General features: G+C 62.3%; 12 protein-coding genes. 5 read left to right on the top strand and 7 right to left on the bottom strand.

Annotated elements, in window-relative coordinates; all coding sequences use genetic code 11:
* The first annotated feature begins 91 nt into the window (after nt 1-91).
* The 4 genes from C5L14_RS25835 (at nt 92) to C5L14_RS25820 (ending at nt 3,195) form a co-directional block, all read left to right on the top strand.
* Complete coding sequence (locus C5L14_RS25835) at nt 92-973, top strand: carbohydrate ABC transporter permease (RefSeq protein ID WP_105864937.1); 882 nt, start codon at nt 92-94, stop codon at nt 971-973.
* Complete coding sequence (locus tag C5L14_RS25830) at nt 973-1,809, top strand: carbohydrate ABC transporter permease (RefSeq protein ID WP_105864936.1); 837 nt, start codon at nt 973-975, stop codon at nt 1,807-1,809. The genes C5L14_RS25835 and C5L14_RS25830 overlap by 1 nt, the downstream gene beginning before the upstream one ends.
* A 4-nt stretch (nt 1,810-1,813) precedes the next feature.
* Nucleotides 1,814-2,047 (top strand): DUF2160 family membrane protein, encoded by a 234-nt coding sequence (locus tag C5L14_RS25825; protein WP_105864935.1) that lies wholly within the window; start codon nt 1,814-1,816, stop codon nt 2,045-2,047.
* A gap of 251 nt (nt 2,048-2,298) precedes the next feature.
* Complete coding sequence (locus tag C5L14_RS25820; protein WP_105864934.1) at nt 2,299-3,195, top strand: NAD-dependent epimerase/dehydratase family protein; 897 nt, start codon at nt 2,299-2,301, stop codon at nt 3,193-3,195.
* 131 nt (nt 3,196-3,326) lie between these two features.
* Here C5L14_RS25820 and C5L14_RS30480 read toward each other — a convergent pair whose 3' ends face one another.
* From C5L14_RS30480 to C5L14_RS25790, 6 genes are all read right to left on the bottom strand, one after another.
* Nucleotides 3,327-3,629: a helix-turn-helix domain-containing protein gene (locus C5L14_RS30480; protein ID WP_281062587.1), complete on the bottom strand. Its 303-nt coding sequence runs from the start codon at nt 3,627-3,629 to the stop codon at nt 3,327-3,329.
* A 321-nt stretch (nt 3,630-3,950) separates the two neighbouring features.
* Nucleotides 3,951-5,348, bottom strand: a complete 1,398-nt coding sequence (locus C5L14_RS25810) for a porin (RefSeq protein ID WP_105864932.1) — start codon at nt 5,346-5,348, stop codon at nt 3,951-3,953.
* A 622-nt stretch (nt 5,349-5,970) separates the two neighbouring features.
* Nucleotides 5,971-6,942, bottom strand: a complete 972-nt coding sequence (locus tag C5L14_RS25805) for a 2-hydroxyacid dehydrogenase (RefSeq protein WP_105864931.1) — start codon at nt 6,940-6,942, stop codon at nt 5,971-5,973.
* Nucleotides 6,943-7,092: 150 nt separating this feature from the next.
* A complete protein-coding gene (denD, locus tag C5L14_RS25800; RefSeq protein WP_105864930.1) occupies nt 7,093-8,097 on the bottom strand; it encodes a D-erythronate dehydrogenase in 1,005 nt (334 codons plus the stop codon).
* A 256-nt stretch (nt 8,098-8,353) separates the two neighbouring features.
* Complete coding sequence (locus tag C5L14_RS25795) at nt 8,354-9,124, bottom strand: VOC family protein (protein ID WP_105864929.1); 771 nt, start codon at nt 9,122-9,124, stop codon at nt 8,354-8,356.
* 103 nt (nt 9,125-9,227) lie between these two features.
* Nucleotides 9,228-9,959: a DUF899 domain-containing protein gene (locus tag C5L14_RS25790; RefSeq protein WP_105864928.1), complete on the bottom strand. Its 732-nt coding sequence runs from the start codon at nt 9,957-9,959 to the stop codon at nt 9,228-9,230.
* Between the two features lie 80 nt (nt 9,960-10,039).
* On the opposite strand from C5L14_RS25790, the gene C5L14_RS25785 reads away from it, so the two are divergent.
* Nucleotides 10,040-10,561, top strand: coding sequence for a MarR family winged helix-turn-helix transcriptional regulator (locus tag C5L14_RS25785; protein ID WP_105864927.1), 522 nt, complete (start codon nt 10,040-10,042; stop codon nt 10,559-10,561).
* Between the two features lie 65 nt (nt 10,562-10,626).
* Here the strand turns inward: C5L14_RS25785 and C5L14_RS30475 are convergent, their stop codons facing one another.
* Nucleotides 10,627-22,188, bottom strand: a complete 11,562-nt coding sequence (locus tag C5L14_RS30475; RefSeq protein ID WP_181161331.1) for a beta strand repeat-containing protein — start codon at nt 22,186-22,188, stop codon at nt 10,627-10,629.
* Nucleotides 22,189-22,840: the final 652 nt, after the last annotated feature.

The following is a 22,840-nucleotide window of genomic DNA, read 5'->3' as shown; positions in this document are numbered from 1 at the left end:
GCGGTGCACCATAGCAGGCTGCATCGGGCGCGGAATGACCAAGAGATGGCAATTACTCCAACCCTTTTGCCTCGCGGGTGAAGGAACCCTCATGCGATCGTCGACAACCGGCTGGCTGCTGCTGGCACCCACCCTGTTCATCCTCGCTCTGTTCGGTGTCGTGCCGTTCATCTACGTGATGGTGGTCTCCTTCACGCAGTGGAACAGCTTCGCTGCCGATCCGACCATGCATTTCAACGGGCTCGACAATTTCCGCGCCCTCGTCTTCGATGCCGACTTCCTCAAGTCGATCTGGGGCACGTTGAAATTCGGCTTCTTCGCCGTGGTCAGCGAGATCGTGCTCGGTTATTTCCTCGCCCAGCTCTTCATGCGCGACTTTCCGGGCAAGGGCTTCTTCCGCACCATCCACACCCTGCCGCTGGTGATCGCCCCGATCGCCGTCGGCGCGATCTGGCGCCTGCTGCTGACGCCGGGCCTCGGCCCGGTGCCGAGCTATCTTCGAGCCTGGTTCGGCTACGACCTCAATATCAGCCGCTTCTCGGACCAGGCCTTCACCGCCGTGGTGATCATGGATATCTGGCATTGGACGCCGTTGGTGACGCTGACCCTGCTCGCCGCCCTTTCGTCCCTGCCCAAGGATCCCTTCGAGCAGGCGCAGATCGACGGCGCCAGCCGCTTCCAGATCTTCTGGCACATAACCTTGCCGATGCTGAAGCCGGCCATCCTCGCCACCGTCTTCATCCGCCTGATGGACGCCCTGCGCACCTTCGACGAGATCTTCATGCTGACCTCGGGCGGTCCGGGCGATGCGACCCGCTTCGTCGGCCTCTATATCTTCCGCGTGGTGTTTCCGAAGAAAGACTACGGCTATGGCGGCGCCATGTCCGTGCTGGTGCTCTATCTCACCATCGTGATGTGCTGGCTGCTCTATTCGGCCCTGGTGGCCCGCCGCGATCTCAGGAGGCCCGAGTGATGCGTAAGCCCAACGTCTTCGTCAGCCTGTTGCTCTGGATCGTGCTCAGCCTGATCACGCTGGCGCCGATCTACTGGCTGTTCGTCGTCTCCGCCAAGAGCCGCGTCGAACTCTTCGGCAGACCGAGCTTCCTGCTAACCTCCTTCTTTCCAGACAATTACGCCAACGCCCTGACCGATCCGAACCTGCAGAAATACATGCTGAATTCGGTGATCGTCGCCACTTCCAACGCCGTGCTGGTGAGCCTGCTCGGCTTCCTCGCCACCTATGCGCTGACGCGTTACAAGCTGGTCGGCAAGGAGAACATCTTCTTCTGGACCATCACCAACCGCATGGCCCCGCCCGCGGTGTTCCTGCTGCCCTTGTTCCTGCTCTATACGCAGGTCTTCGTCGTCGGCAATTGGAAGCTGTTCGACACCCGCATCGGCCTTATCCTGCTCTATTGCGTGTTCAACCTGCCTTTCGCGGTGTGGACGCTGCGTCCGGTGCTCGATTCCATCCCGCAGGAACTCGATGAAGCCGCCACCATCGACGGCGCCTCGACCTTCCAGCTCCTGACCAAAGTGATCTACCCGCTGGCCCGGCCAGGCCTCGCCGTCACCATGATCCTGACCTGGATCTTCGCCTGGAACGAATATCTGCTGGCCGCCACCCTCACCAGCGTGGAGGCCCGCACCATCACCACGCTGCTCGCCGAATATGTCTCGGTCACCGGCACGAACTGGGGCCAGCTCGCCGCCACCGCCATGCTGACGCTGATCCCCGCTCTGGTGATCCTCGGCATGGTACAGCGCCATATCGTCGCCGGCCTGACTTTCGGCGCCGTGAAGGGATGAGGCCATGAACCAGTTCGCCAATCTCGACAAGCAGGATGAGGAGCTCGAAAAGGCTCCCGTCGAAAAGACCGGCTTCCTGCCGATCCACACCAACGGCTTCGACCGCGGCTTCATCGCCGTGGTGCTGCTGATCGCCATCCATCTGTTCTGGATGCGCTTTGTCGAGCAATCGCTGTCGATCTATTTCGCCACCGCGATCTCGCTGGTGCTCGGCTATGTGATCATCAAGAAGGGGTGATGCCGCTGGCGGTGATACATGGCCCAAGCGTCATTGCGAGCGCAGCGAAGCAATCCAGGTGCCGCCGCGGCCGCGTTTTCCAACTCTGGATTGCTTCGCTGCGCTCGCAATGACGGTGCTTGATCGGTCAAGCATCAAGACCGCTGGGATGGCTCCCCTGCCAAGGCACAAACCCAAGGTAGCCCTTGCGCTTCAGGCTCCGCCCACTATTGTCATACAAAATACGATGGCAGGACTGGAGGGAGCGGATAATGGCCAAGCGCATCATGTTCACCGGCGGCAGCGGCAAGGCCGGCCGCCATGTGGTGAAGGATCTCCTCGACCATGGCTATGAGGTGCTCAACATCGACACCCGTCCGCTGGACGATCCGCGCGTTCGTACCCTGATTGCCGATATCACCGATGGCGCCCAGGTCTTCAACGCCCTCTCGAGCTATATGGGCACGCATGAGTTCGACGCCTCGCTGCGCCCGCAGAAGGTCGATGCCGTCGTTCACTTCGCCGCCATTCCGCGCATCATGATCGTGCCCGACAACGAGGTGTTCCGCGTCAATGCGCTCGGTACCTACAATGTCATCGAAGCGGCAACCAAGCTCGGCATCTCCAAGGTCGTGATTGCCTCGAGCGAGACGACCTATGGAGTCGTCTTCGCCCACGAGCACCGCAATCCCGCCTATTTCCCGCTCGACGAGGATTATGACGTCGACCCGATGGACAGCTATGCCCTCTCCAAGGTGGTCAACGAGAAGACGGCCCGGGCCTTTGCCCTGCGCGAGGGCATCGACATCTACGCGCTGCGTATCGGCAACGTCATCGTTCCCGAGGACTACACCGAGAACTTCCCCAAATGGTTCGCCGATCCCGGTTTCCGAAAGCGCATCGCCTGGAGCTATATCGATGCGCGCGACCTCGGCCAGATCACCCGGCGCGCCATCGAGAAGGACGGTCTGGGCTTCCAGGTCTTCAATGCCGTCAACGACGACACCTCGTCCAATCTGCCGACCGCCGAACTTCTGCGGCGCTTCTATCCCGATGTGCCGGTCAAAGGCACGCTCGGCGAGTATGAGACGCTGTTGTCCAACAAGAAGGCCCGCGAATTGCTAGGTTTCCGGGAAGAACATCCCTGGCGACGTTATGTGAAAGGCTAGAGCAACGTGCAATTTGGCGAAATCGCCAAAAAACGCAAAGACACGTTCGAACAAAGAGCCAGAGCAGAACAGCGTTTCCGTTTAGGCGCCCTTCCCCTCCGCCTTCACAACGCCGCGATCGCACGCGCCGATCAGGCCGCATCCGTCTCCTGTGCGAGCCCGCCGCTCACGCCGGTCTTGCCGCGGATTGCATAGGCCAAGGGGTCGCGGCCCATCTCCACCGCCAGCGTCATGAAGGTTTCGGCATTACAGGGAAGGTAGGAGGATTCGAGGCGTGCCAGCGTACTGAAAGTCACGCCCGTGAGCGCACCGAATTGTCGATAGGTCATCCCGCGCATTGCCCGCGCTTTCCGCAAATCGTCGCCAAATCGCTTCCAATCGATTTGAAGCGACGTGGAGTTCTTCTGGAAGGGACGGTTCGCTCTTTCCTGCATTTCTTCACTCACTTCACGCCCGGTGAGATCGCGCTACATTGCCTGACACTCTTGCAGAAAACATTTTGAAATATTTCATCGCGACTTCTTCAGAATCGAGAAGGTTTCGCAAAACGCACTGGACTTCAATAGCTATACGTAAGGCACTCCAATAAACCTTACCATATCGGAACGCATTCAGCGTTACAGATCAAACTCGTAACATCACAATTTCTTGAAGACGCTGCAAAAGCGCACAGCACAACTTCAACACAGCAAGCACAATAGACCAAACGGGGCCCGGCTCACGCCAGACCCCGCTCTCAGATCGTCCAGTTCGGATCAGAAGACACGCTTCAGGCGAACGCCACCCTGCCAAGAGCTAGCGGAGCCATCCGCAGACCCCAACGGCCCGATGCCAAGTTCCTGTTTGGTGTGGGTGTAGGATACTTCGCCTGCCACTGACAGACCCTTGACGATCGTATAGGTCAGATTGCCCGCAATGGTGTATTCCTTGAGGGAGATATCGATACCCGGGACGACGTTTCGCAGGATGCCGTCGGCCTTCACGTCGATGTAGCTGCCCACAAGATTGGCGTTGAGCTGCGGCGTGATATTGCCGCCGAGTTCGGCCACGATCGACCAGCCCTTGGTTCTGTCATAACCCGTAATACCGCCCGGCCCGATCGACGAGGGGAAGAGGTCCGACAAGCCGATGAGCGTGCCCAAGCTGTTCTTGACACCGAGATATTCGGTGGCGCCATCAGCATACTGACCTTCAACGATGAAATGACCGCCGTCGATGACAGGTATTTTAATGAGGGCCGTACCGCCGATGGCGTAGCCGTATTTGCTGTCATGAGTCGTGGGGATCGAAAAGGGCGCGGTGACGCCGCCCAACGTAACCGACCCGTCGACACTCTCGGGTGCGCGCAACTGGTGGAGAGCCCCCTGGAGGGCCAAGGATCCCCAACTCGAGTCATAGCGCAGTTGACCGACGACGTCGGGAATTTGCTGGCCGCCCTGCAGATTGATGTCAAAGGCGGCAGGACCGAAGACGGGGGACGTGCCGCTGATGCCGACGTCGTTGACACGGTGGTCGCGACCATCTTCGATCGACAGCGTGGCGCTGAAGCCACCGCCGAACTGAGCGGTGTAGGCGATGAGGTTAACCGTGCTGGTTTCAGAGTAGTAGGCCGCCCAGATCGTATTGCCGTAGTCGTTATCGTAGAAGCCGAAGAACGAATGGGCGTAACCAGCGGTCAAGCCACCGAACTGAATGAAGGCCTTGTCAATCGTGAAGGTGTTGCCGTTGTAGATGCCACCACGGCCTTGAGCCGAAATCGGATGCGAGTCGGCGTTGATCTGGAAGTATGAGCGCAGCAGGCCCCAATCGGTCTCGGTGCGGGCATCGAACCAGATGCGGGCCTGCGTGTTGAAGGCCGAGCGATCATCATTCCGGTTCTGCCCACCATTGGTCAAGACATTGTTGATTGATGTCGCAGACGTATTAATGCCCACCCGGTCGCCGCCGAACGCGCGATAGTCGGCACGGATCTCGCCGCCGATCTTGAGGCAGGTGTCGGAGCCAGGGATATAGAAGAAGCCGGGACCGAAAGCCGAGCAGACTTTCACATATTCAACGGCTTCGCCCTTGGTCATGGGCAGATCGGCGGCCTGGGCGGCGCCGATGGCGGCAATGCCTGCCGCAGCACCGAGAAGTACGGATTTTATCGTCATCAGAAATCCCTCCGGGAATTATTTTACTTGCGCAAAGGGGGGTTTCTTGACCTCGCACCCCGTTTGCAACGCCGACCGAACTTGGCGATGCTTGAAAAGCACTTGGTCGCCACGTGAATCGTCGCCATGAAGGTGCGATATTCTGGAAAGCGCTACAATAGAGTTTTGCAACCTCGGCCATGGTAGAAAACATTTTGGCAAATATGTGTCACTTAAAAGACACATCTAGACCAGCCCAGCTTACGTTACAAAAACATCTATCCTTTTCGGTAGAATCAAACTTTATCGCAACAAAATAAAAGTCTATTTCTACGTTTTATAATTGCAACACATAAAACGAATACGCAAAATCCCTATCTCGCAGGCAAAAGCCAACACACGACTCCCATCGCGGGAAAATCACTTTCCGCGTGGTAATATAAGACTTATCGACCCGCCGCTGCCGCCCACCGATGCCAGAGCGAGTCCGGAAAAACTCCTATCCGGCATCCCGTTTTGCTTGCAGGCGGCAGGCCTTGCAACGTGACGAAAAATCTCGCTCGGGTCGAACGCGGGCAAGCTCCGCAGGATCAATGATCCGGCAGAGCTTGCCTGTCCTGTCTGCGGTTGAAGCTGGCGGCCCTCAGGCCTTCTCTCGGGGCCAGGGCGTCTCGGCCACCGGCGTCAGCGGGCCCTTGCCGTCTCGCCAGGAAACGAGATTGTCGACCACCAGCTGGCCCATGGCGCGGCGGGTGTGAATGGTGGCCGAGCCGACATGCGGCAGCAGCACCGCATTGTCGAGAGCCATCAGCGCTTCGGGCACGTTGGGTTCGTCGGCGAAGACATCGAGCCCCGCCGCGAGAATGGTGCGATTGCGCAGCGCTTCGACCAGGGCATTCTCGTCCACGACCGAACCGCGGGCGACATTGATCAGCACGCCCTCGGGACCGAGAGCCTCGAGCACCTCGGCATCGATGAGATGGCGCGTCTCGGCCCCGCCGGGAACGATGATCATCAGCGTATCGACCGCCTCCGCCAGCGCCTTCACGCTGGGGTGATAGGCATAGGCAACGTCCGCCTGGCGACGGCGCCCATAATAGGCGATCTTGAGGCCGAAGGCCTCGGCGCGGCGGGCGATCGCCTTACCGATTCGCCCGAGGCCGACGATACCGAGTGTACGCCCGCGCAGCGTCGCCGGCGTCAGCGGATAGTTTTCGTTCAGCCATCTGCCCTGCCGCAGGAAGCGGTCGGCCTGCGGCACTTCGCGAATGGTCGCCAGCAGCAGGGCCATGGCGAGATCGGCGACGTCCTCGTTGAGGACCTCGGGCGTGTTGGTGACGACGACACCATGCCGCGCCGCCGCAGCGGCATCGACGGAATCATAGCCCACACCGAAATTGGCGATGATTTCGAGCTTGGGCAAAGCCGCGATCAGGGCTTCGTCGACATGGGCATGGCCGCCCGCCGCGATGAAGCGCACCCGGTCGGCAATCCCGGCCAGCACGGCATCGGGATCCTGCGCCTGCCAGAGCTTGTGCACGGTGAAAGCCCGGTCCAGGGCCTCGACTGTTTGGGCAAGCATGGGCTTGGGCATCAGGAGATCGGGTGCGGACATGCCGGGGGGCTCTCACGGAACGGAATTGATCGAAAGAAGGCGCCAAGGCCTAAAGCGTTTTGCGATCCGGCGAAATCACCAAATCGCAAAATGCATCAGAACAAGGCGTGAGGGCAGGCCGACACCGTCAGGACACCTGCCCGCCAATGCTTACAGGGCCGGCAGCTTGCCGCCGAGCTCGTCCTCGATATGGGCCTGCACGATGGCATCCATGTCACGATCAGCGACGAAGCCGAGTTCGAGGGCGCGCGCCGTGTCGAAATCGCGCGGCCAGCCGGCCACGATCTTCTCGATCACGGGATCGGGCTGGTGCTTGATCAGCGCCACGGCCTTGTCGCCGGCCGCACGCCGCAGGGCCTCGATCTCCTCGGCCACCGTCGCGGACAGGCCAGGCATGGAAAGATTGCGCCGCGCGCCCAGGCGGGCCGTGTCGATCGCCGCGGAATGGTGGAGGAAGCCGACCGCCGAACGCGGGCTGGCGAACCAATGGCGCACATCGTCGGAGACCGGCAAAATGGCTTCCTGCCCGTTCAGCGGCTCGCGCAGAATGCCCGAGAAGAAGCCGGAGGCTGCCTTGTTGGGCTTGCCGGGGCGCACCGCGATTGTCGGCAGGCGGATGCCGATGCCGTCAAAGAAGCCGCGGCGGCTGTAGTCGGCGAGCAGCAGCTCGCCGATCGCCTTCTGGGTGCCATAGGAGGTCAGGGGCGTGTTGAAGAACTCGTCACCGATGCGCTCCGGGAAGGGCGCCCCGAACACGGCGATGGAGGAGGAAAAGATCACGCGCGGATAATAGCCCTCACCCGGCCTGGCATCGCCATGGGCCTGGCGGATCGCCTCGAACAGGCGCTGGGTGCCTTCCAGATTGATGCGATAGCCCTTGTCGAAATCGGCTTCCGCCTCACCCGAGACGATCGCGGCGAGATGGACGATCACGTCGGGGCGCGCACCGATCAGGCGTTCGACCGTGCCCGGTACGGGCAGATCGTCCTGGCTGGCGCTGCAGGCGAACGGCAGACCGTCGGGCACCTGGGGCAGCACGACATCGCTGAGCAGGGCTTCGCTGACGGGCTTGCCGCCCAGCTTGCCGTCGCGGCTCATGCTTTCCAGCAATTTGCGGCCAACCATGCCGGCCGCACCCAGGATCAGGACTTTCATCGCCTCGCCTCGTCATTTCCCCGCGACCGAAAACCGCCAGCCGAAGCTGCGCATCGCGCCGCACCCTTTGTCTCATGATGCCCGTTCCGGGCCCGAAGGACGGCTCGAATCCGCCGTTTCTCAGCCCTAGCGATAAGGCCTTTGCCGAGGTGAGGCAAGTTCTTGTCTTACAAATTCAGCAAGGATGTGATGGCGCATGACAAAGGCCCCGTCATCGCTTCCGGGGCCTCGCCATCATTCGCCCCGGGGAGCGCGATCAGGAACGCGGCCCGAGCATCGCAGTCAGCGCGCCCTGCGGATCACGGCATTGGATCACCCACATTTCGCCGGGCACTTCCATCGGTTCAATCAGGATCTTGCCGCCATTATCGGCAACGCGTTTGGCCGTCTCGTCGATGTTCTCGACCTGGATGTAATAGACCCAGGTCGGCTCGCCCATGTCCTTGGTGCGGGTCATCATGCCACCATAGTCGGTGCCGTTCTGGCCATAGAGCTGATAGACGCCCATCGGCCCCATATCGAGACCCTGGTGCTTCTCCCAGCCGAACAGCCCCGCATAGAATTCGAAGGCGCCTGGGCCATCCCCGGCCTGCAGCTCGCGCCAGGCGATATGGCCGGGCGTGCCCAGCCCCGGCAATTCCGGCGCCTCTCCCTGTCCCTTGAACAGGCCGAACACGGCCCCATAGGGATCAGCGGCAATGGCGAAGCGGCCGACGCCGGGAATGTCATCCGGCGCGCGATGGACCTTGCCTCCGAGCTTCACCACCTGGGCAGCGGAGGCATCGACATCGTCGGCGGCGACGAAGCCGGTCCAGTTCGGCGGCACATTGCGGGCGGCGGCATCGGGCGGAATGTCCATGAGGCCGGCTACCAGCGCGCCCTTGTTGGAGAACAGCGTGTAGGTGAGGCCCGGCATGCCGGAATCCGCAGCCTCCCAGCCCAGCACGGCGGTATAGAAGGCCGCCGCTGCCTTCACATCCGTGGTCATCAGTTCGTACCAGACAAAACTTCCATGTGTGACGGACATGATAGGCTCCCTTGGAGGCCGGTTTCGGATCAGGTTCCCGGTGGAGGAGGATAGGCCAGCACCATGACGGGCCGAGTACAGCCAGCCTCGCCGGCCATCGGTGTCAGCCGCAGCAGCCATGCGCGGCAGGCTTGTCCTCATATTCGTCGTGCCGCCGCACGAAATCCATGGTCGAAGCTTCGTTCCGCCCCTTGGGAGCCCGGTCGAGGATCATCAGGGTACCGATCAGTTCCTCGGGACCGCGGGCATAGCTCGAATAGGTATGGAACACCTCGCCCTGCTCGTCCCTGTAGAAGGCACTCAGCCCGGGCAGTTCGTCATGGCCCTGAGCGCTGGGCAGGCTGGTGAAATTATAGACGATCTCCTCACCCGCCAGGTCTTCCCGGCTGAAGGAGACGTGATAGTCGAAATTGAAATCGCTGCCGAAGGCGGACACCCACGGAAAGCGCCAACCCATGCGCGCCTTGTAAGCCTCGATCTTCGCCAGCGGCGCACGCGAAACGGCGGTGAGCGTGACGTCGTGATGATTGAGATGGGCCAGCGCACCGTCGAGATGATCCGCCAGGAAGGAGCAGCCGGTGCAGCCGGCATCCCAGTCAGGCCCCAGCATGAAATGATAGACGATCAGCTGGCTGCGGCCTTCGAACAATTCGGCCAATGTGCACCGCCCGTTGGGCGTGTCGAACAGATAGGCCTTGTCGACCTTGACCCAGGGCAGTGCCATGCGCTCGGCATTCAAGCGGTCACGCGCCCGTGTCGCCTCCTTCTCCTTGATCAGCAACGCCTTGCGCGCCGTCAGCCATTCTTCCCGAGACACGATCTGGTGGGCTGGCATATCGACCTCCCTGCAGCAGCTCCTGGATTGCAATTTCTGGATTGCTTGACTAAATAGGTTGATATCAACATTATCGGCACATGTCAAAACGCGTCGACCACCAGCGCTTTTCACCCCAGCCGGGCCTCGATGAAGTCGATCCGCCGGACGCCGAGGGCGAAAAAGGCCCCCTTGTTCCGTTCGCCACGACCCTGCTCGTGCGCGATACCTGCCTGTGCCTGCACGTCCAGAGGGCAGCGCGGATGCTGGCCCGCCGTTTCGACGACGCCCTCCGCCCGGCCGGGCTGACCAACAGCCAGTTTTCATTGCTGATGGCGCTCAACCGCCCTGCCCCGCCGCCGATGGGGCCGGTGGCGGCGCTGCTCGCCATGGACCGCACCACTCTCACCGCCGCCCTCAAGCGGCTCGAAGCCCGCGGCCTCGTGCAGGTGATGCGCGACCCGGCGGACAGGCGCTCTCGCCTGCTCGCGCTCACGCAGGCGGGACAGGCGCTTCTGGCGCGGGCCACGCCGATCTGGCAGGAGAGCCATGCCCGGCTCGAAGCGAGCCTGGCGGACGGCCAGGTCATCCGCCTCAGGCAGGATCTCGCCGCGCTGGGCTGAACGCGCACAGGCAAAGGCCCCGGTTTCCGGGGCCTGAGTTGGGCGATGATCCGACGTCTTCCGCGTCAGTTGAAAGTGTAGGACAGGCCACCCATCACGCCGAAGTCGGGCTTGCGACCGCCCGGCGAATAGGTGCCGGCGAGGTTGGCGCGCCACTTGGCGTCCTCCGAGGTCCAGCCGAGACCGGCAGCGATACCGACCTGGCGGTGATAGACTGCCATGCCGGCTGCCGCCGAGACCTTGCCCGGCCTGTCGTCATAGCGCAGCGCCGAAGCGGCCATCGCCGAGGCGATGCCCTTGCGGGCTTCCTTGAGATTGTTGGAAACCTGGCTCTGCAGATTGGCGATGCTGCCACCGATGCCGTTGAAGCGATCGTCCAAGGCTTTGATCGCACCGCCGACATTGTCATAGTTTGCGTTGTTGACCGTATAGGTCGGCGCGCTGAGCTTGCCCGTAGTCGGATCGAGCGCAGCCCCTCCGCCCAATGCACTGGCAACGGTAGAGGCCGTATTATAAAGCTGCGAGCCATTGATGGCCTGTTTTGAAGCGCTCGATATCTCCCCATTCGCAACATTGTTTACGGTCACCGGCGTACCGGCATTGCCCAGGGTGACGCTGGTCCTGGTCGACGGATCGTCATATTTCACAGCTGCATTGGCGAGATTGGTCGTATTCTGGTCAAGCTGCGTCAATGCACCCGACACGGTACTGAACTGGGTTGGATTATCCGCGACATTACCGCTGGCATCAACGGCCTTCACGTTCTGCGTGAAGCCCGAAATCGTACCCGTTTTCGCATCATATGTCGCATTGCCACCCAATGTCGTGGCCGTCGAGGTGCCGAGATTGTTGACGTTGTTGCCGAGCTGCGTGACCTGTTGGTTGGCGGCTTCGATCGCCTGGTTTGTGGCATAGAGCTGCGAACCGTTGACGGCATCGGTCGAGGTCGCGGTTATCTGGCCGGCTGCGACATTGGTCACCGTCCGCTCATTGCCGGCCGACCCGACGCTGACCGTACTGGTCGCATTTGTACCGGCGAAGGTATAGTTGGTGCCGTTGATCGTCGTGCCGGTGGTGTTGACCACCGTCGAGGTGACCGAGCCAGCGCCGAGCGCGACATCGCCGTCATTGGCCGAGGCCTGGGCGCCATTGCCGATGGCGGTCGAGTTGGCCGTCGTCGCGCTCGAATTGGCGCCGATCGCCGTGGCGCCATCGGCCAAGGCCTGGCTGCCCGCGCCTATCGCGGTGGAACCGGTGCCGCTGGCCTCGGCGTTCTTGCCGGTGGCAATCGATGCCTCGCCGCTAGCCTTGGCCTGCGTTCCCGTTGCAATCGAGTCGTTGCCACCCGCGTCGGCACCATTGCCAGTTGCGACGGAGGAAGTTCCGGTCGCCTGGGCATCGTTGCCCGCGGCAAGAGATTTGGCACCGCTCGCTACGGAACTGGGGCCGATAGCCACGGCGCCATCACCGCTGGCGACTGAATCGGGATCGGTCGAATTGGCGTGGAAATATTTGATGCCGCCGCCATTGATCGAGCCGCCGATCTTATCGAGCACGCTCTGCACGGAAGTGAAGGTGCTGCCGCCATAGTTCAGGCTGGTGATTACCATGCCGCTGCTGGGATCGAAGCTCGAGCCGCCCCCGAGGCCGCTCGCCACCGAATTGCCCAGGCTGAACAGCTGCGAGCCGGTGACGGTGTCTGTCGAGGTCGACGACACGTCGCCATTGGCGACATTGGTGATCTTCTTGCCGCCGGCGTCGATGCCATTGGTCGTCACGCTCGGCCCGCCGGTGATGGCGAGGCCGGTGGTGTCGATCTTGGCGGCCCCGATCGTCAGGCTGCTGACGATGGTGACATCATTGGCAAGGTTGAAGGTGACGGCGTTGCCCGATTTGGCGATGGCGATATTGCCGTCGGTGTTGTTGAGGTCAACCGTATCGCCCGGGGCCACGTTGGACGAATTGGCGCCATTGGCGCTGAGGTTCCAGCCCTTGTTCGCCGTTTGCTGCACGTCATAGAGCTGCTGGCCCGTGATCGCATCGGTCGAGGTGGCCGACACGTCGCCATTGGCGACGTTGGTGATCTTCTGCGGCGAACCGCTGCCATGGCTGGCGTCATAAGCGCCGAGCGTCGAATTCCATTGCAGCGCGTCTGTCTGCAGCGCCGTCACCGAGGTATTCACCGCGTTGAAGGCATTGCCGACATCGTTGTAGGCGGTGCCGCCGATCAGGTAGCTCGGCGCGCTCACCGTGCCGGTGGTCGGATCATAGCTCGAACCGCCACCGAGACTGCTGGCAACCGAGTTGCCGAGATTGTTGGCGGAGTTGCCGACAGCCTGCAGCTGGCCGACATTCACCGCATCGGTGGCATTGGTGCCGGCCGCGACATTGGTGATCGCCTTGCCGCCGGCATCGATGCCAGCCGTGGTCACGCTCGGCCCGCCCGCGATGACGAGGCCATTCGTCGTCACCGTGGTGCCGCCCACCGTCAGGCCGGTGGCATCGAGTGTATTCCCGCCTGCCGTGACGCTGTCCAGCGTGATGCTCTTGGCGAGGTCGAAGGTGGCGTTCGTACCGTTATGGGCGATGACGATATTGCCGTCGGTGTTGCTCAGATCCACCGTGCCGCCGGGACCGACATTGCTCTTGTTCGCCGTATCGCCGCCGGTCGAGAGGTTCCAGCCGGCATTGGCATTGGCCCCCACTGCCTGCAGCTGGCTGACATTGACCGCATCGGTGGCGGCGACGCCGTTCGCGACATTGCCGATGGTCACCGGCGTCCCGGCATTGCCGAGGGTGATCCTGTCCTTCACCGCCGGGTCGTCATACTTCACAGTGGCATTGGCGAGGTTGGTGGTGTTGGTGTCGAGCTGCGTCAACGCCCCAGCTACGGTGGTGTAGCCCGTGGTCGTTCCGACATTGCCCTTTGTATCGATCGCCGTGACGTTCTGGCTGAAGCCCGAGAGCGTACCGGCATTGGGGTCATAGGTCGCGCCGCCGCCAAGAGTGGAGGCCGTGGTGTTACCCAAATTGTTGACGTTGTTGCCGAGCGCTGTCACCGACGTCGACACGGTGTTGAGCTGACTGAGATTGACCGCATCGGTGGCGTTGGTGCCGGCCGCGACATTGGTGATCGCCTTGCCGCCGGCATCGATGCCGGCCGTGGTCACGCTCGGCCCGCCCGTGATGGTCAAACCGGTGGCGTCGAGCTTGGAGGCGCCCACCACCACGCTGGAAGTATCGATCGTCACGGTGCCGACGGACAGGCTGTTGGCGATCTTCACGTTCGAGGCGAGGTCGAAGGTGGCGTTCGTACCGTTATGGGCGATGACGATATTGCCGTCGGTGTTGCTCAGATCCACCGTGCCGCCGGGACCGACATTGCTCTTGTTCGCCGTATCGCCGCCGGTCGAGAGGTTCCAGCCGGCATTGGCATTGGCGCCGACCGCCTGCAGCTGGCTGACATTGACCGCGTCGGTGGCCGCCACGCCGTTCGCGACATTGCCGATGGTGACAGGCGTGCCGGCATTGCCGAGCGTGATCCTATCCTTCACCGCCGGGTCGTCATATTTCACCGCGGCATTGGCGAGGTTGGTGGTGTTGGTGTCGAGCTGCGTCAGCGCCCCGGCCACAGTGGTGAAATTGGTGGCGGAAGCAGCCGCGTTGCCCTTGCCGTCGATCGCCGTGACGTTCTGGCTGAAGCCCGAGAGCGTACCGGTCGCCGGGTCATAGCTTGTACCACCCCCTAACGTCGAGGCGGTCGAGTTGCCGAGATTGTTGGCGGAGTTGCCGACAGCCTGCAGCTGGCCGACATTCACCGCATCGGTGGCATTGGTGCCGGCGGCGACATTGGTGATCGCCTTGCCGCCGGCATCGATACCCGCCGTCGTCACGCTCGGCCCGCCCGCGATGACGAGGCCATTCGTCGTCACCGTGGTGCCGCCCACCGTCAGGCCGGTGGCGTCGAGCGTATTCCCGCTTGCCGTCACGCTGTCCAGCGTAATGCTCTTGGCGAGGTCGAAGGTGGCGTTCGCACCGTTATGGGCGATGACGATATTGCCGTCGGTGTTGCTCAGATCCACCGTGCCGCCGGGGCCGACATTGCTCTTGTTCGCCGTGTCGCCGCCGGTCGAGAGATTCCAGCCGGCATTGGCATTGTTGCCGACCGCCTGCAGCTGGCTGACATTGACCGCGTCATTGGCGGCAACGCCGTTGGCGACATTCGAGATCTTCTGCGGCGAGCCGCTGCCATGGCTGGCATCATAGGCGCCCAGCGTGCTGTTCCACTGCAGGGCGTCTGTCTGCAACGCCGTCACGCTGGTATCCACGGCACCGAGCGCATTGCCGACATTGTTGTAGGTGTTGCCGCCAATCACATAGCTGGGGGCGCTCACCGTGCCATCCGGATTGACGGTCGAGCCACCGCCGAGATTGTCGGCGACCGAATTCGACACCGCGTAGAGCTGCGAGCCATTGACCGCATCGGTCGACGCCGCGGCGATATTGCCCTTGGCGAGGTTGGTGATCAGGGTGAGGTCGCTCGCCCCGATGCCGCCCAGCGTGATCTTGTCCTTCACCGCCGGGTCGTCATATTTCACCGCGGCATTGGCAAGGTTGGTGGTGTTGGTGTCGAGCTGCGTCAGCGCACCGCCAACGGTGGTGTAGGTGGTCGGCGCGCCGGCGGCATTGCCCTTGGCGTCGATCGCCGTGACAGCCTGGTTGAAGCCGGACAGCGTGCCGGTATTCGGATCGTAGGTCGAGCCGCCGCCGATCGTCGACGCCGTCGAATTGCCGAGATTGTTGACGTTATTGCCGATCGTCGTGACCGAGGTCGAGACGGTGTTCAACTGGCTCAGATTGACCGCATCGGTTGCCTTGGTGCCGGTGGCGACATTGGTGATCGCCTTGCCGCCGGCATCGATACCGGCTGTCGTTACGCTCGGCCCGCCCGCGATGGTGAGGCCGGTGGTGTCGAGCGTGGAATTGCCGGTCGTGACGCTGTCTACGGCGATGTCCTTGGACAGGTTGAAGGTGACGGCGTTGCCGGTCTTGGTGATGGCGAGGTTTCCGTCGGTATTGTTGAGGTCAACCGTGTCGCCCGGCGCGACATTGGAAGAATCGGCGCCGTTGGCGGTCAGGTTCCAGCCCTTATTGGCCGTCTGCTGCACGTCATAGAGCTGCGAGCCGTTCACCGCGTCGGTCGAACCGGCCGCTACCGCGCCATTGGCGAGATTGGTGATCTGGGTCGGTTGCGTCGCACCGGCGCCGCCGAGGGTGATCTTGGTCCTGGTGGCGTCGTCATACTGCACCGCATTGGCCGTGGCATTGCCGACCACGGCGAAGAGCTGCGAGCCATTGATCGCATCGGTCGAGGTCGCCGTGACGTCTCCATTGGCGACGTTGGTGATCTTCTTGCCACCGCCATCGACCCCGGCCGTGGTAACGCTCGGGCCGCCATTGATGACGAGACCCGTGGCGTCGAGCTTGGAAGCGCCCACCACCACGCTGGTTGTGTCGATCGTTACCGCGCCGACGGACAGGCTGTTGGCGATCTTCACATTGGAGGCGAGATCGAAGGTCGCGTTCGTACCGGATTGGCCGATCACGACATTGCCGTCGGTGTTGCTGAGATCGACCGTATCGCCCGGCGCCACCTTGCTGGTGGTCGCACCCTTGTTGGTGGAAAGGGTCCAGCCCTTGCTCGCGGTCTGGCTGACCGCATCGAGCTGGCTGACATTGACCGCGTCATTGGCCGCCACGCCATTGGCGACATTGCCGATGGTGACAGGCGTCCCGGCATTGCCGAGGGTGATCCTGTCCTTCACCGCCGGATCGTCATACTTCACCGCGACATTGGCGAGGTTGGTGGTGTTGGTGTCGAGCTGCGTCAACGCACCCGCCACCGTGGTGAAGTTCGTGGCGGAAGCCGCCGCATTGCCCTTGGTATCGATCGCCGTGACGTTCTGGCTGAAGCCCGACAGCGTACCCGTTCCGGTATCGAACGTCGTGCCGCCGCCGATGGTGGAGGCGGTCGAATTGCCGAGATTGTTGACGTTGTTGCCGATCGTCGTGACCGACGTCGAGACGGTGTTCAACTGGCTCAGATTGACCGCATCGGTGGCATTGGTGCCGGCGGCGACATTGGTGATCGCCTTGCCGCCGGCATCGATGCCCGCCGTGGTCACGCTCGGCCCGCCCGTGATGGTCAGGCCATTCGTCGTCACCGTGGTGCCGCCCACCGTCAGGCCGGTGGCGTCGAGCGTGTTGCCGCCTGCCGTGACGCTGTCCAGCGTGATGCTCTTGGCGAGGTCGAAGGTGGCGTTCGTACCGTTATGGGCGATGACGATATTGCCATCGGTGTTGCTCAGATCCACCGTGCCGCCGGGGCCGACATTGCTCTTGTTCGCCGTATCGCCGCCGGTCGAGAGGTTCCAGCCGGCATTGGCATTGTTGCCGACCGCCTGCAGCTGGCTGACATTGACCGCATCGGTGGCGGCGACGCCGTTCGCGACATTGCCGATGGTCACCGGCGTCCCGGCATTGCCGAGGGTGATCCTGTCCTTCACCGCCGGGTCGTCATACTTCACCGTGGCATTGGCGAGGTTGGTGGTGTTGGTGTCGAGCTGCGTCAGCGCACCCGCCACAGTGGTGAAATTGGTGGCCGACGCCGCCGCGTTGCCCTTGCCGTCGATCGCCGTGACGTTCTGGCTGAAGCCCGACAGCGTACCCGTTCCGGTGTTGAACGTCGTGCCACCGCCGATGGTGGAAGCGGTCGAATTACCCAAATTGTTGACGTTGTTGCCGAGCGCCGTCACCGAGGTGGAGACGGTGTTGAGCTGGCTCAGATTCACCGCATCGGTGGCGGCGACACCATTGGCCACATTGGTGATCGACTTGCCGGCCGCGTTGATGCCGGCCGTCGTCACGCTCGGGCCGCCCGTGATGGTCAGGCCCGTGGTGTCGAGCTTGGAATTGCCGGCCGTGACGCTGGTGAAGGTCGGCGTCATCGACGTGGCGATGGCGATGGTGTTGCCGGTCTGCGTGATCGCGATGTTGTTGCCGGCCTGGTAGGTCACGGTGCCGCCGGGCGCGATATTGGTCAGCGCGCTGCCCGATGCCGTGCCCGTGCTGCCGGCAACCGTGCCCGTATTGGCGTTCCAGCCCTTGCTGGCGGTCTGCTGCACGTCGTAGAGCTGCTGGCCGTTGACGGCATCGGTGGAGGTCGAAGTCACCGCGCCATTGGCGACGTTGGTGATCTTCTGCGGCGAACCGCTGCCATGGCTGGCATCGTAGGCGCCGAGCGTCTTGTTCCACTGCAGCGCATCGGTCTGCAGCGCCGTCACGCTGGTGTTCACCGCGTTGAAGGCGTTGCCGACATTGTTGTAGGTGGCGCCGCCGATCGTGTAGCTCGGCGCACTCACCGTGCCCGTCGCGGGATTGTAGGTCGAGCCGCCGCCGAGATTGCTGGCGGTCGAATTGCCGAGATTGTTGACGTTGTTGCCGATCGTGGTCACCGACGTTGAGACGGTGTTCAACTGGCTCAGATTGACCGCATCGGTGGCGTCGGTGCCGGCCGCGACATTGGTGATCGACTTGGTCGCGGCGTTGATGCCCGCCGTCGTCACGCTCGGCCCGCCCGTGATGGTGAGCCCGGTGGTGTCGAGCTTGGAATTGCCGACCGTGATGCTGTTGGCAATATTGAGATTGCTCGCAAGGTTGAAGGTGGCATTCGGACCGGTATGAGCGATGACGATATTGCCGTCGGTGTTGCTCAGATCCACCGTGCCGCCGGGGCCGATATTGCTCTTGCCTGCCGTGTTCCCGCCGGTCGAGAGGTTCCAGCCGGCATTGGCATTGGCGCCCACCGCCTGCAGCTGGCTGACATTGACCGCGTCGTTGGCGGCCACGCCATTGGCGACATTGCCGATGGTCACCGGCGTCCCGGCATTGCCGAGGGTGATCCTGTCCTTCACCGCCGGGTCGTCATACTTCACCGCGGCATTGGCGAGGTTGGTGGTGTTGGTGTCGAGCTGCGTCAGCGCACCCGCCACTGTGGTGAAGGTGCTGGAGGTGCCAGCCACATTGCCCTTGGTATCGACTGCCTTGACGCCTTGGCTGAAGCCCGACAGCGTACCGGTCGTGGTGTTGAAGGTCGTTCCGCCGCCAAGAGTGGAGGCCGTGGTGTTGCCCAGATTGTTGAGGTTGTTCCCAACCGTCGTCACCGACGTCGAGACAGTGTTGAGCTGACTGAGATTGACGGCGTCGGTGGCGGCGACACCATTGGCCACATTGGTGATCGACTTGCTCGCCGCATTGATGCCGGCCGTCGTCACGCTTGGCCCGCCCGTGATGGTCAGGCCCGTGGTGTCGAGCTTGGAATTGCCGACCGTGATGCTGCTGGCAATGGCGAGATTGCTCGCCAGGTTGAAGGTGGCGTTCGGACCGGCCTGCGTGATCACCACATTGCCGTCGGAATTGTTGAGATCCACCGTGCCGCCCGGCGCGATATTGCTCGTCGTCGCGCCCTTGTTGGTGGAGAGATTCCAGCCCTTGTTGGCTGTCTGCTGTACGGCGAGGAGCTGCGAGCCATTGACGGCATCGGTCGAAGACGCCGTCACCGCGCCATTGGCCAGGTTGGTGATCGTCACGCCACCGGCCGGCGCTCCCGCACCGCCCGTGGCGCCCAGCGTGATCTTGTTGCCGCCGGGAGCATCGTATTTGACCGCGATGTTGGCCAGATTGGAGGTATTGGTGTTCAACTGGGTCAGCGCACCGGCGATGGTCGTCTGCGTGGCAGCCGCGCCGACCGCACCGGTGTTGCTGATCGGATTGATGTTCTGGCTGAAGCCCGAGAGTGTACCCGTTCCGGTGTTGAACGTCGTGCCGCCGCCGATGGTGGAAGCGGTCGAATTACCCAAATTGTTGACGTTGTTGCCGAGCGCCGTCACCGAGGTGGAGACAGTGTTGAGCTGGCTCAGATTGACAGCGTCGGTGGCGGCGACACCATTGGCCACATTGGTGATCGACTTGCCGGCCGCGTTGATGCCGGCCGTCGTCACGCTCGGCCCGCCCGTGATCGTGAGCCCGGTGGTGTCGAGCTTGGAATTGCCGGCCGTGACGCTGGTGAAGGTCGGCGTCATCGACGTGGCGATGGCGATGGTGTTGCCGGTCTGCGTGATCGCGATGTTGTTGCCGGCCTGGTAGGTCACGGTGCCGCCAGGCGCGATATTGGTCAGCGCGCTGCCCGACGCGGTGCCCGTGCTGCCGGCGACCGTGCCCGTATTGGCGTTCCAGCCCTTGCTCGCGGTCTGCTGCACGTCGTAGAGCTGCTGGCCGTTGACGGCATCGGTGGAGGTCGAAGTCACCGCGCCATTGGCGACGTTGGTGATCTTCTGCGGCGAACCGCTGCCATGGCTGGCATCGTAGGCGCCGAGCGTCTTGTTCCACTGCAGCGCATCGGTCTGCAGCGCCGTCACGCTGGTGTTCACCGCGTTGAAGGCGTTGCCGACATTGTTGTAGGTGGTGCCGCCGATCGTGTAGCTCGGCGCGCTCACCGTGCCCGTCGCGGGATTGTAGGTCGAGCCGCCGCCGAGATTGCTCGCGGTCGAATTGCCGAGATTGTTGACGTTGTTGCCGAGCGCCGTCACCGACGTGCCGATCGCGTTCACCGCCTGGTTCGTGGCGAAGAGCTGCGAGCCGTTCACCGCATCGGTGGAGGTGGCGCTGATACGGCCGGCCGCGAGATTGGTGAGGGTCCTCTCCTTGCCGGACGAGCCGATGCTGACCGTCGAGTTGGCGGCATTGCCGGCATAAGCATAGCTCGTGCCGTTGATCGTGCCGCTCGGCGTGTTGACCACGGCGGCCGTGGTCGAACCGGCGCCGAGCGCGACGTCATTGGCATTGCCCGCATTCGAACCCGAGCCGAGAGCGACCGCATTGGCGGCGGCGCCCGTGGCCTTGTCACCGAAAGCGAGGGCACCGGCCGCGGCGGCATTGGACTGATTGCCCAGGGAAACCGAGCCCTGGCCGACGGCGAAATTGGCATTGCCGATGGCAACGGCGCCCGCCGCGGCGGTGGTACCGGCAGCATTGCCGGCGGCTGTGTTGTTCGCACCGACCGCGACGGCACCGGTGCCGTTCGAGACATTCGGATCGCCGATCGCCACTGCGCCATCGCCGGTTGCCTTCTGGCCGCCGCCAATCGCGACGGCCGTTCCCGTAGCCGTGGTGGAATTGGCGATCGTCCCGCCAGAGCCGATGGCGACGTTTTGGCCGGTCGAGCCACTGATGGTGCCATCGCCCATGGCAATGCCGTTGGCACCATTCACCGCGGCGCCGCGGCCGATGGCGATGCCGGAACTCGCCGCGGCGGCGACCAGCGATTGAGCGCCGATAGCGATCGAATTGGCGGCAGCCGCATTGGCGCCGCCGCCGACATTGCCGCCGAAAGCCAGCGAATTCAGGCCGCCGGCCTGCGTGCCGGCACCGATGGCAACCGAATAGTCACCGGTCGCTGCCGTGCCGGTGGAAAAGGCATTGCCGCCGATGCCGACCGCGTTCTTGCCGGTGGCCTTGGCCTGATCGCCGATCGCCACCTGCGAGCCGGTACCCGAGGCATTGGCGCTCGGGCCGATGGCGACGGGCGAGGACCCGTTGGTCGCGGTGGAGGTTGCATTGGCGAAACCACCGATAGCAACACCGGCGGTAATGCCGCCGGCCGTGTTCTTGGCGACGGCGCTGGCGCCGAGCGCCACCGTGCCGAAGCCGGTGCCGGTGGCGTTGGCACCATTGGCATAGGCACCCTGGCCTATCGCCACGTCTCCATCGGACATGGCCTGCGAGCCGCGCGCAATGGCGACCGCGTTGAGGCCATTGGCGAGGGATCCCACCCCCACGGCAATGGCATTGGCGCCGATAGCCTGCGTATTGGTTCCAACCGCAATGGCATTGGAGCCGCTGGCATTGGCGTTGTATCCCATGGCTTCGGCCGTCGCGCCCGAAGCATTGGAGTTCACGCCAATGGCAAACGTATTCTGAATGGCGACGGCGCCCATGCCGATCGCCATCTGGTTGGCATAGACATTGAACCGAGAGCCCTGGCGGCTCGGGTCTCCGATCTGGACAAAGACATTGTTGCTGTTATCGATGCCGCCGCGGAAGAACTGGGAGATTCCGGAGGTACCGTTGTTGCCGCCGCCGCCCAGGACCAGATCCTCGGGCGTCGCTCCCTGAGCACCATCCTGGTTTGCGATGATCTGGAGAGCCTGACCGGTGCTCGGGGAACACCGCATGGTGTTTTGTGCCGGAATCGAGCCTATGGCGGTATTGACCGTGCTGCAGCTCAACTGTGCCCAGGCCTTGTCCGGGCTCAGGCCGACCACCCCGAGCAATGCCAATGCGGTTGAGGCGAGGAGGACCTTGTAGTGGCCGTTCACCAGGCCGCCGGAGGCCTGCACTGCGGCGGATATCCGGCACGACACGCCTCCACCAGCCGTCAACGAACCGACGCCGAGCCGCTTGTCCTTCATACCCATCACACGATGGGCCATGCGCAGGAGAGCATGGATACGCCGGCGCAGGCTGCGATGGGCGCGCTTGGCGAGATCGATAGTGTCTTGGTTCGGCATGGGACCCCGGCTCGTCATAAACGTCGCGTCTTGCAGGCAAAGCCGCCCCTCACCGAAGAAGGCTTTGATAGCAGTTGACCTAGGGATTCCCGGTTTCCGGGCGGCGATTCTTGTTTCGAATACTTGATCCCCCGACCCGGCGTACCTCTTTGGGTGCGCCAGCAGCCGTAGCGTCAGGATGGCATAATCCAACGCATTCGTGGTTAATACCCACGATTCTTCCGATGTGTAAATATACTTAGAAATCGAAGTGTTAGTATATTTCTACCTCTTTTTGGAAAATTCGGAGAATGCTAGGCAAACAAAATCTGCATTGTCTTAATTTCTTCTAATCCTAAAGTGTTACAAACTAGAATATCCGCCTCAATATTTCTTCAAAATATCTCAAACTTGAACAAAATTTGCGAAGTATATTTACCAGAACCTGATATAAATATATCCATAAATCGATTTACAAATCCGAGAGAGACAATGCTATTGTTTGACAACAAAAACCAACAAAGATAAGTTTTCTGCAGAACCATCAAAGATCAATGGCTGAATTTATATTTTACAACCATGATGCCGTTAGATCACCATAGTGGCCGGGAATGCTCAGCGAAATAGGCGAGAAAAGGCGGCTACAACCTGGAGGGCGCCCTTAATCCAAAGG

The sequence above is a fragment of the Labrys okinawensis genome (assembly GCF_002982075.1).
In the GTDB taxonomy this organism is placed as follows: domain Bacteria; phylum Pseudomonadota; class Alphaproteobacteria; order Rhizobiales; family Labraceae; genus Labrys; species Labrys okinawensis_A.
Note: the sequence above shows the minus strand (reverse complement) of the source record. Positions and strands in the feature narration are given on the sequence as shown.

Bases quoted from the DNA above. Each gene is read 5' to 3' on its own strand.
- C5L14_RS25835 (WP_105864937.1), top strand. From the start codon at position 92: ATGCGATCGTCGACAACCGGCTGGCTGCTGCTGGCACCCACCCTGTTC.
- C5L14_RS25830 (WP_105864936.1), top strand. From the start codon at position 973: ATGCGTAAGCCCAACGTCTTCGTCAGCCTGTTGCTCTGGATCGTGCTC.
- C5L14_RS25825 (WP_105864935.1), top strand. From the start codon at position 1,814: ATGAACCAGTTCGCCAATCTCGACAAGCAGGATGAGGAGCTCGAAAAG.
- C5L14_RS25820 (WP_105864934.1), top strand. From the start codon at position 2,299: ATGGCCAAGCGCATCATGTTCACCGGCGGCAGCGGCAAGGCCGGCCGC.
- C5L14_RS30480 (WP_281062587.1), bottom strand. From the start codon at position 3,629: ATGCAGGAAAGAGCGAACCGTCCCTTCCAGAAGAACTCCACGTCGCTT.
- C5L14_RS25810 (WP_105864932.1), bottom strand. From the start codon at position 5,348: ATGACGATAAAATCCGTACTTCTCGGTGCTGCGGCAGGCATTGCCGCC.
- C5L14_RS25805 (WP_105864931.1), bottom strand. From the start codon at position 6,942: ATGTCCGCACCCGATCTCCTGATGCCCAAGCCCATGCTTGCCCAAACA.
- denD (WP_105864930.1), bottom strand. From the start codon at position 8,097: ATGAAAGTCCTGATCCTGGGTGCGGCCGGCATGGTTGGCCGCAAATTG.
- C5L14_RS25795 (WP_105864929.1), bottom strand. From the start codon at position 9,124: ATGTCCGTCACACATGGAAGTTTTGTCTGGTACGAACTGATGACCACG.
- C5L14_RS25790 (WP_105864928.1), bottom strand. From the start codon at position 9,959: ATGCCAGCCCACCAGATCGTGTCTCGGGAAGAATGGCTGACGGCGCGC.
- C5L14_RS25785 (WP_105864927.1), top strand. From the start codon at position 10,040: ATGTCAAAACGCGTCGACCACCAGCGCTTTTCACCCCAGCCGGGCCTC.
- C5L14_RS30475 (WP_181161331.1), bottom strand. From the start codon at position 22,188: ATGCCGAACCAAGACACTATCGATCTCGCCAAGCGCGCCCATCGCAGC.